We start from the raw sequence: 8240 nt of genomic DNA, 5'->3' as shown, positions 1-8240 counted from the left end.
GACGACTGCCAGTGGGTGAACGCTCTCGGGACGATGACGCACAGATCGGCAAATACTGCACCGCGAGGCCCATACCTCGAATGATGAATGGCCCAAACGAGGCGCCGATATACTGCGGGCGAAGCTCAATATCGACGCGAGCCCGAAGCACTGTCAAACGAAATCGCCAATTTTATATCCACTGCAAAATGGGCGGCCGTAAGCGTTTGATTACTATGAGCAGCGGGAAATTGACGCCAAGTGGTGGCGCACAGCACCCCCAAGATCGCTGTTCAGGCTATTAACTTCATTAGGGTCTCTGGCGAGAGCAGCCATGCGGCAACACGGTAAACATCTATATCCAAACCGGAGAATTCAAACGCCTGATGGGCACTTAACGGTCTGTTTCTGTTGTTTCGCTAGAACGTATTTCTCGACGGAGTGCCTCCAAACTTCAGCCGCTCTCCAACGGCTTTTATGTGTCCAGCATTTGCTTGATTCGACCTGCTATATACGCCGTGTCAGCGCGCGGGCCACGCAATTGGTCGGCGCAGGCGGCCAGCAATGCATCGAGATCACCGGGCATGGTGGGCAGCCTCCTTGATGGCCAATCAACGGTCAGTCAGCGACGAATGGAGTCCGGGTGCTCGGATTCATCCCTGACCAGCAGCATCAGGGCATCGCGTTTCTCCAGCAGGTGGTGGCGCAGGATGCTGCTCAGGCGCTTGCCGTCCCGGGCTTGCAGGGCCTCGATCATTTCTTCGTGGTCGTGCAAGGCGCGGTCCCATTTCGGGGCCTGATGGTTGGACAGAAAACGTAATGCGTGGATGCGCCGGTTCAGCGACAGGTAGACCTGACGCAGCGCCGAGTTGCGCGCGGCAAGGTTGATCAGGTCGTGGATGGCGCGGTTGCGCTGGTAGTAACCCGGCAGGTCGTTCTGGTTCTTGCTGACCACCATGGCGTAGTGCAGCGCCTTGATCTCTTCGATTTCCTGAACCGTGATCCGCTCACAGGCCAGCTCTCCGGCGAAGGCTTCGATGCCACTCATCAGTTCGAAGGTTTCGCGGATCTCCAGCTCCGACATGCGCGCGACGCTCGCGCCACGGTTGGGGTTGATTTCGATCAAGCCCTCCACGGCCAGCACTTTCAAGGCTTCACGCAGGGGGGTGCGGGAGATGCCGAGAGTTTCGCACAACTCGCGTTCGTTGAGCTTGGTGCCCGGTGCGAGCACGCCCTCAGTGATGAAGCCGCGCAGGTGATCGATGACGATGTCGTGCAGGCGCTGGCGTTCGACTTTGGGAAGCAGTCCCGGAGTCGGTTTTTCACGCGGTTGGTCGGTTAGATCTTCAAAATTTTGCATACAAAATCCTTATCGGACCCGCTCTGGCACCGAGCCCTTATTCGAAAATGCTCCAGTTCGCTGGGAAGACTAGCGTAATTGGGCCGTTTGACACAGCTCATCCCTGTGCTAGGTTAATTTTGAATTCAAAATACCAAATTATAAAAAACAAGGAGTCACCGATGCTGAAGCTCGATTTCCACCCAGCCGGCCGTCATTTCTTGCAGATCCCAGGGCCCAGCCCTGTTCCGGATCGCATCCTGCGCGCGATGAGTTATCCCACCATTGACCACCGTGGCCCCGAGTTCGGCGCGCTGGGGCTTAAGGTGCTGGACGGCATCAAGCAGATCTTCAAGACCGTGCATCCGGTGGTGATCTATCCGGCGTCAGGAACCGGCGCCTGGGAAGCGGCGCTGTGCAACACCTTGAGTTCGGGTGACGAGGTGTTGATGTTCGAGACCGGCCATTTCGCCACGCTGTGGCAGAAGATGGCCCTCAGTCTCGGCCTCAAGCCGCAGTTCATCGGTCGGCCGGGCATCGAAGGCTGGCGCGGTGGCGTTGATGCGCAAATGATCGAAGACCACCTGCGGGCGGACAGCATGCATCGCATCAAGGCGGTGTGCGTCGTGCACAACGAAACCAGCACCGGCGTGACCTCCGACATCGCGTCGGTGCGCAAGGCGATCGATGCAGCCGGTCACCCTGCCCTGCTGTTGGTCGACACCATCTCCGGGCTGGCCTCCGCCGACTATCGTCATGATGAGTGGGGCGTGGACGTCACGGTTTCCGGTTCGCAGAAGGGCCTGATGCTGCCGCCAGGCATCAGCTTCAACGCCCTGTCTCCCAAAGCCATTGAAGCGAGCAAGCGCGCCGGTTTGCCGCGCAGTTTCTGGGCGTGGGACGAAATCATCGAGATGAACAAGACCGGTTACTGGCCCTACACGCCGAACACCAACTTGTTGTACGGATTGTCCGAGGCGCTGGACATGATCCTCGGCGAAGGCCTGGACAACGTGTTCACCCGTCACAACCGTCTGGCCAAGGCCTGCCGCACCGCGGTGACGGCCTGGGGCCTGGAGATTCAGTGCGCTGACCCGAACCTGCACAGCCCGGTACTCACCGGCGTGATGACGCCCGAAGGTGTCGACGCTGATCTGCTGCGCAAGACCATTTACGAGCGCTTCGACATGTCCCTGGGTACCGGCCTGGGCAAGATGAAAGGCCGCATGTTTCGCATTGGCCACTTGGGTGACTGCAACGACCTGATGCTGATGGCGACCCTCACCGGCTGCGAAATGGGGCTGCAAATGGCCGGCGTGAAGCTGCGGTCCAGCGGTGTGCTGGCGGCCATGGATTACCTGGGAGGGCAATCGGTGCCGCTGCGACGCGACTGACGCCCCTTTGGCTGCGGCAATGGCCGCAGCTGCATGACCCGCTTCAGGTTTACACCACTGTCCCGAACGCCCCAAGACTGTCCCGAACTATCCCGAATCGTCGCGTTGTCTGCGAACACAATAAGAAACTGGAGATAGCACATGAAGTTTTTACGTCTGCGCCCCACCACGGTGGTGCTGTTCATGCTGTGCGCCATGTATTTCATCACCTACCTGGACCGCGTCAATGTGAGCACCGCCGCGGTCGGTTTCGGTAAAGAATTTAACTTGAGCAAAACCGAGATCGGCATCGTCTTCTCGGCCTTCGCGTACCCCTATCTGATCTTTCAAATCATCGGCGGCTGGGTCAGCGACCGGTTCGGCGCCAAGCGAACGCTGGTGGTGTGCGGACTGATCTGGGCCAGCGCCACGGTGCTGACGGGGCTGGCTGGTGGGTTTGTCTCGCTGATTGTTGCGCGGATCCTCCTCGGTCTCGGCGAGGGCGCCACGTTCCCGGCAGCAACGGCGGCGATGTCCCGCTGGATTCCTAAAGAGAAACGCGGCTTCGCCCAAGGCATCACCCACGCCTTCGCCCGGCTCGGCAACGCGCTGGCACCCGCAGCGATGATCGCGGTGATGGCCACCTACGGTTGGCGCGAATCGTTTTATGTCTGCGCGGCCACCAGCTTCGTCTGGGTGATCTTGTGGATGGTGGTGTTTACCGAACACCCGAAAGACCACCCGCGCATCTCGAAACAGGAACTGGACACCCTGCCGCCGCCAAAAGTGAAATCCAACGTTGTGCTGCCCTGGGGTCGCCTATTCAAGCGTATGGCCCCTGTCACGATCGTGTACTTCTGCTACGGCTGGACGTTGTGGCTGCTGCTCAGCTGGGTGCCGATGTACTTCATGAACATGGGCCTGGACTTGAAAGGCACGGCGATTTTCGCGTCCACGGTGTTCTTCGGCGGCGTGGTCGGCGACACCTTGGGCGGCATCGTCAGCGACCGCATTTATACGCGCACCAAGGACCTGAACAAGGCACGCAGCCTGATGGTCGCCGTGTGTCTGGGATTGACGCTGCTCTCCCTGGTGCCGCTGATGTTCACCAAGGACATGCACATTTCTCTGGCGTGTCTGGCGATCGGGTTTTTCTTCTCGGAAATGACCATCGGCCCGATGTGGGCGATTCCCATGGACATCGCGCCCGACCATTGCGGCACCGCCAGCGGCATGATGAACACCGGATCGGCCATGGCCGCCATCGTCAGCCCGGTGGCCGCCGGTCTGTTGATCGACAAGTTCGGCAACTGGCAGCTGCCGTTTCTGGTCAGCATTATTCTGTTGGCCATCGGCGTGGTCCTTTCATTCCGCATGAAGCCGCAGAACAAATTTGAATACGCGAAACCGGCTGCACCTTTAACACCGGGTGCGGAACCTGCGCCGGTGGTCAGTAAATAAGCAGGAGGCGAGCCGGCTTCGGTCGGTTCACTCATCTGCACGCTTCAGCCGGCAACCTTAATCAAGCCCTTTACGGAGAACCCTTTTGGACACAGACACCCCACCTTCGCGCCTGGCGCAGCTGATCGTCGAGGCGCAGAACGCGCACAGTCTGTTGGGCGAGCTGGACTTCGAGCTGAACCCGCCTGATCGCGAGGCGGCGTACCTCACGCAACAGAAGATTCTGCGCTTGCGTGGGGTTGATGCAGGGGGCTGGAAGGTCGGCTCGAAATCCCCGGACGGGCCGATTCAGGGCTCGCCGCTGCCCCGAGACTGCCTGTTCCCGTCCACGGGCACACTGGATCGCAGCGTTTATCCGCCAGTGGGGCTGGAGCTGGAAATCGCCTTTCGCCTCAACCGCACCTTCAGCCCTCGGGATGAGGCCTACAGCGATGAGGAAGTGATGGCCGGCATCGGCGAGATGGCGGCGTCCATTGAAGTGGTCTCCAGCCGGTTCGCGGCCTGGCCGAAGATCGAACCGCTGACGCAATTGGCCGACCTGCTCAACCATGGCGCGTTGGTCGTGGGTGATTTCATCCCTTACGACGCGTCCTTTCCCTTCGTTCAACCGACGCTTTCGTTCACGGTGAATGGTGAAAGCATCGTGCCTTCAACGGTGGCCAACCCCGCCGGTGATCCGCGTCGGCTCTTGCCGTGGCTGGTCAACCATCACACCCTCAATGGCCTGCCGCTGCCCGAGGACTTTGTGATCACCACGGGTTCTTTTACCGGCATGCATTTCGCGCAGGGCATGGCAGAGGTGGTGGGACAGATCGACGGGCTGCCGGCGGTTTCGTTGACATTGGCCTGACTTCACTTTGGGTAAAAAAAACCCGCCGATTTGGCGGGTTTTTTGATGATGCCGGCTTAGTCAGGACGGCGGACGTACGACCGATACACGGGCTGCCAGAAGTCTTTCTCGATGGCCGCTGACAAAGCCTCTTCCGATTGCGGCGGGGCCACACCGTCGCGCTGGGCCGCCATGCCCACCGCAAACGCGATGCGCTTGCTGACCGTCTGAACATCGCGCAACGGCGGCAACATCTGCCCTGACGCGGCGCACTCAGCCAGCGCCTGAGCCGACGCCATCAGCATGCCGTCTGTGACGCGGGTCGCTCTGCTGGCGATGGCGCCGAGGCCAATGCCGGGGAAGATGTAGGAGTTATTGCATTGGGCGATGGGGAAGGTTTTGCCCAGCACCTCGATGGGCAGGAACGGACTGCCCGTGGCCACCAGCGCCTGCCCGTTGGTCCATTGCAGAATGTCTTTGGGGTGCGCTTCGATCTGCGAGGTCGGGTTGGACAGCGGCATGATAATCGGCTGCGGGCAGTGGCTGTGCATCGTCTCGATGATCTGCTGGGTGAACAACCCGGACTTGCCCGACACGCCAATCAGCACGGTAGGCTTGGCGTTGCTGACCACTTCGTGCAGCGACGGCCAGTCGGCGCTGAAATCCCAGTCTTTCAACGATGCGCTGGAGTGAGCCAGGCGCTGCTGGAAATCGTAGAGGTCCGGCTGGCGGTCGGTGAGCAAGCCTTTGCTGTTGAGCAGAAACACCTGGCTGCGGGCCTGGGCTTCGCTCAACCCTTCGAGCTGCATGGCGTCGATGATCTGCTCGGCGATCCCACAACCCGCTGACCCAGCGCCGACAAAGGCGACCGTCTGTTCGGACAGGCGCTGGCCCTTCATCTTGCAGGCGGCCAGCAGCGTGCCAACGGTGACGGCGGCGGTGCCCTGGATGTCATCGTTGAAGCAGCAGAGTTGATCGCGAAAGCGCGCCAGCAACGGCATGGCGTTCGTCAGGGCAAAGTCTTCGAACTGCAAAATGGCGTCCGGCCAACGGCGCTGCACACCCTCCACGAATGCCTGCACGAACGCATCATATTCAGCGCCACGCACACGCGCCTGCCCCCGGCCGAAGTACAGCGGATCGGCGAGCAACGCCGGGTTGTTGGTGCCTACATCAAGCACCACCGGCAAGGTGTACGCCGGGCTGATGCCACCGCAGGCCGTGTACAACGACAGCTTGCCGATGGGAATGCCCATACCTCCGACGCCCTGATCGCCCAGGCCAAGGATGCGCTCGCAGTCACTCACGACGATGACTTTGACGTTGTCCTTGGTGACGTTATTAAGTATTTCGTCGATGCGGTCCTTGTCGACGATGCTGATGAACACGCCACGGTGGCTGCGGTAGATGCGTGAGAATTCCTGGCAGACCTTGCCAACGGTGGGCGTGTAAATGATCGGCAGCATCTCGTCGAGGTGGTCGTCGACGACGCGGTAGAACAGCGTTTCGTTGGAATCCTGGATCGAGCGCAGCAGGATGTGCTTGTCGAGATCGGTGGTGCAGGCCTGGTACTGGTGATAAGCGCGGCTCGCCTGCTGTTCGATGGTTTCGACGCGTTCCGGAAGCAGACCTTGCAGCGCAAGGGCTTCACGCTCGTCAAGGCTGAACGCTGTGCCTTTATTGAGCAGTGGCGTGCCCAGCAAGGTGGGACCGGCGAAAGGGACTTGCAAGGTGCGATCAGTGGCATGGGTCATGGGTCATGGCTGTCTCCTGTGCTTATTGTATTTTGAATTCAATGTACACCATTGCCCCGCAAAGCCAATGTGCGGATGGAAATCCGCGGCGCTTGAACGGGCCTCTTCCCGGCTAAAGCCGGTCCCACCAGGACACCGCGTTCACCCAGTAGGACAAGAGCACCGCATATCCCCTGTAGGACCGGCTTTAGCCGGGAATGCATTAGGCGTCACACTGCAAATCCCGTGGCGAACACACCGGCCTCTTCCCGGCTGAAGCCGGTCCCACAAGGACCCCGCGTCCACCCAGTGGGACAAGAGCACCGCATCTCCCCAGTGGGACCCCGCGTTTACCCAGTGGGACAAGAACGCCGCATTTCCTCAGTGGGACCGGCTTTAGCCGGGAATGCATTGGGCGTCACACTGCAAATCTCGTGGCGAACACACTGGCCTCTTCCCGGCTGAAGCCGGTCCCACAAGGACACCGCGTTTAGCCAGTAGGACCCACTTCAGCCAGCCCTCTCACTCCAGCGCCCCCGCGACTATCAACCTGCCTCCACCCTCAGGCAAAATGCCGGACCTATGTAGGAATCAGCCCCAGGAGTGGTCGGAATGCGCTTGTTCAGTTTGAGAACCTTGCTGGTCTGTACGGCCTTGGCCTCATGCCTGGGCATGGTTGGCGCGCAGGCCGCGACCAAAGCCAAACCCGCCCCCAAGCCCCCTACGCAAAAGGTCGCAATGCTCGGCGGAAAGTTCGTCTTCACCTTGCCCAAGGACTACGTCAAAGGGCCGATGGAGGAGATTGATGCCAAGGCGAGGGCCGCGGGCGTAACGGGTTCGTTGTACATGAACAAACAGGCCAAGCGCGTGGTGATCATCACCGAAACTCCACTGCCCAACGACCAGAAAGTCGGCGCCAACGACAAGCAAACCCTGGACGGCATCATCGCCGACACGCTGCAACAGCAGCAGTCGAGCTACAAGGATTTCAAGAAGCTGAGCGAAAAGAAGATCGTACGAAAAGGCCTCGGCATGCGTCAGCTGGATATCTCGGGCAGCGTAGACGGTGGCCGAGTGCTAAGCACGACGATCACCGCCGCCTACGGCAAGCGCACGGCCATGGTGAACGTGATCTCCCTGGCCAAGGATGCCAAGGCCCATGCTCAAGTGGTGAAGGGCGTGACCGGAGGGAAGTGAGGGGTGCTGCTTTTTGGGCAGCGATTGCAGCCGGAAAAGCAGCGACAGCAACCGCATCAACGCTGAGCTTGCAGCCAAGCCTCAACCGTTCAAAAATGCGCTGGCGTACGCTGCCGATTCTTGTGCCATGGCGTCGCTGACCGGATCGCCTGAGTAGTCGCTCAGGTTGCGCTGCTCTACCCAGCAGATTTTCCAGCGTCATAGGTCACTCCTTGTGAGGGCTCAGATCACCTTCCGAGCCGATGACGAACAGCTTAGGCTTGGCCATCAAATCGCGCACGAAGCCGCCCCGCTCTGCTAACAATTGGAACCACTCTTGCTCCGGGTAC

The 8240-nt window shown here is 60.1% G+C and carries 6 protein-coding genes; 4 read left to right on the top strand and 2 right to left on the bottom strand.

All coding sequences use genetic code 11. From position 1 onward, the window contains the following. Window positions 1-601: 601 nt before the first annotated feature. Complete coding sequence (locus tag VF672_RS00895) at window positions 602-1339, bottom strand: GntR family transcriptional regulator (RefSeq protein WP_331100425.1); 738 nt, start codon at window positions 1337-1339, stop codon at window positions 602-604. 161 nt (window positions 1340-1500) lie between these two features. On the opposite strand from VF672_RS00895, the gene VF672_RS00890 reads away from it, so the two are divergent. The 3 genes from VF672_RS00890 (at window position 1501) to VF672_RS00880 (ending at window position 5002) form a co-directional block, all read left to right on the top strand. Next, complete coding sequence (locus tag VF672_RS00890) at window positions 1501-2712, top strand: pyridoxal-phosphate-dependent aminotransferase family protein (RefSeq protein ID WP_331100423.1); 1212 nt, start codon at window positions 1501-1503, stop codon at window positions 2710-2712. Window positions 2713-2853: 141 nt separating this feature from the next. Then, a complete protein-coding gene (locus VF672_RS00885; RefSeq protein ID WP_331100421.1) occupies window positions 2854-4152 on the top strand; it encodes an MFS transporter in 1299 nt (432 codons plus the stop codon). A gap of 85 nt (window positions 4153-4237) precedes the next feature. Continuing rightward, window positions 4238-5002, top strand: a complete 765-nt coding sequence (locus VF672_RS00880; protein WP_331100419.1) for a 2-keto-4-pentenoate hydratase — start codon at window positions 4238-4240, stop codon at window positions 5000-5002. 56 nt (window positions 5003-5058) lie between these two features. On the opposite strand, the gene VF672_RS00875 is transcribed toward VF672_RS00880, so the two are convergent. Further along, window positions 5059-6735 (bottom strand): NAD-dependent malic enzyme, encoded by a 1677-nt coding sequence (locus VF672_RS00875; protein WP_331100417.1) that lies wholly within the window; start codon window positions 6733-6735, stop codon window positions 5059-5061. Window positions 6736-7326: 591 nt separating this feature from the next. On the opposite strand from VF672_RS00875, the gene VF672_RS00870 reads away from it, so the two are divergent. Continuing rightward, window positions 7327-7911 (top strand): polyribonucleotide nucleotidyltransferase, encoded by a 585-nt coding sequence (locus VF672_RS00870; RefSeq protein WP_331100415.1) that lies wholly within the window; start codon window positions 7327-7329, stop codon window positions 7909-7911. Window positions 7912-8240 lie beyond the last annotated feature (329 nt).

The organism is Pseudomonas sp., from assembly GCF_036387035.1.
Lineage (GTDB): Bacteria > Pseudomonadota > Gammaproteobacteria > Pseudomonadales > Pseudomonadaceae > Aquipseudomonas.
This window is presented reverse-complemented; position numbering and strand designations above follow the sequence as displayed.

Coding starts and splice junctions, on each gene's coding strand:
- VF672_RS00870 (WP_331100415.1), top strand. CDS start 7,327: ATGCGCTTGTTCAGTTTGAGAACCTTGCTGGTCTGTACGGCCTTGGCC.
- VF672_RS00895 (WP_331100425.1), bottom strand. CDS start 1,339: ATGCAAAATTTTGAAGATCTAACCGACCAACCGCGTGAAAAACCGACT.
- VF672_RS00890 (WP_331100423.1), top strand. CDS start 1,501: ATGCTGAAGCTCGATTTCCACCCAGCCGGCCGTCATTTCTTGCAGATC.
- VF672_RS00875 (WP_331100417.1), bottom strand. CDS start 6,735: ATGACCCATGCCACTGATCGCACCTTGCAAGTCCCTTTCGCCGGTCCC.
- VF672_RS00885 (WP_331100421.1), top strand. CDS start 2,854: ATGAAGTTTTTACGTCTGCGCCCCACCACGGTGGTGCTGTTCATGCTG.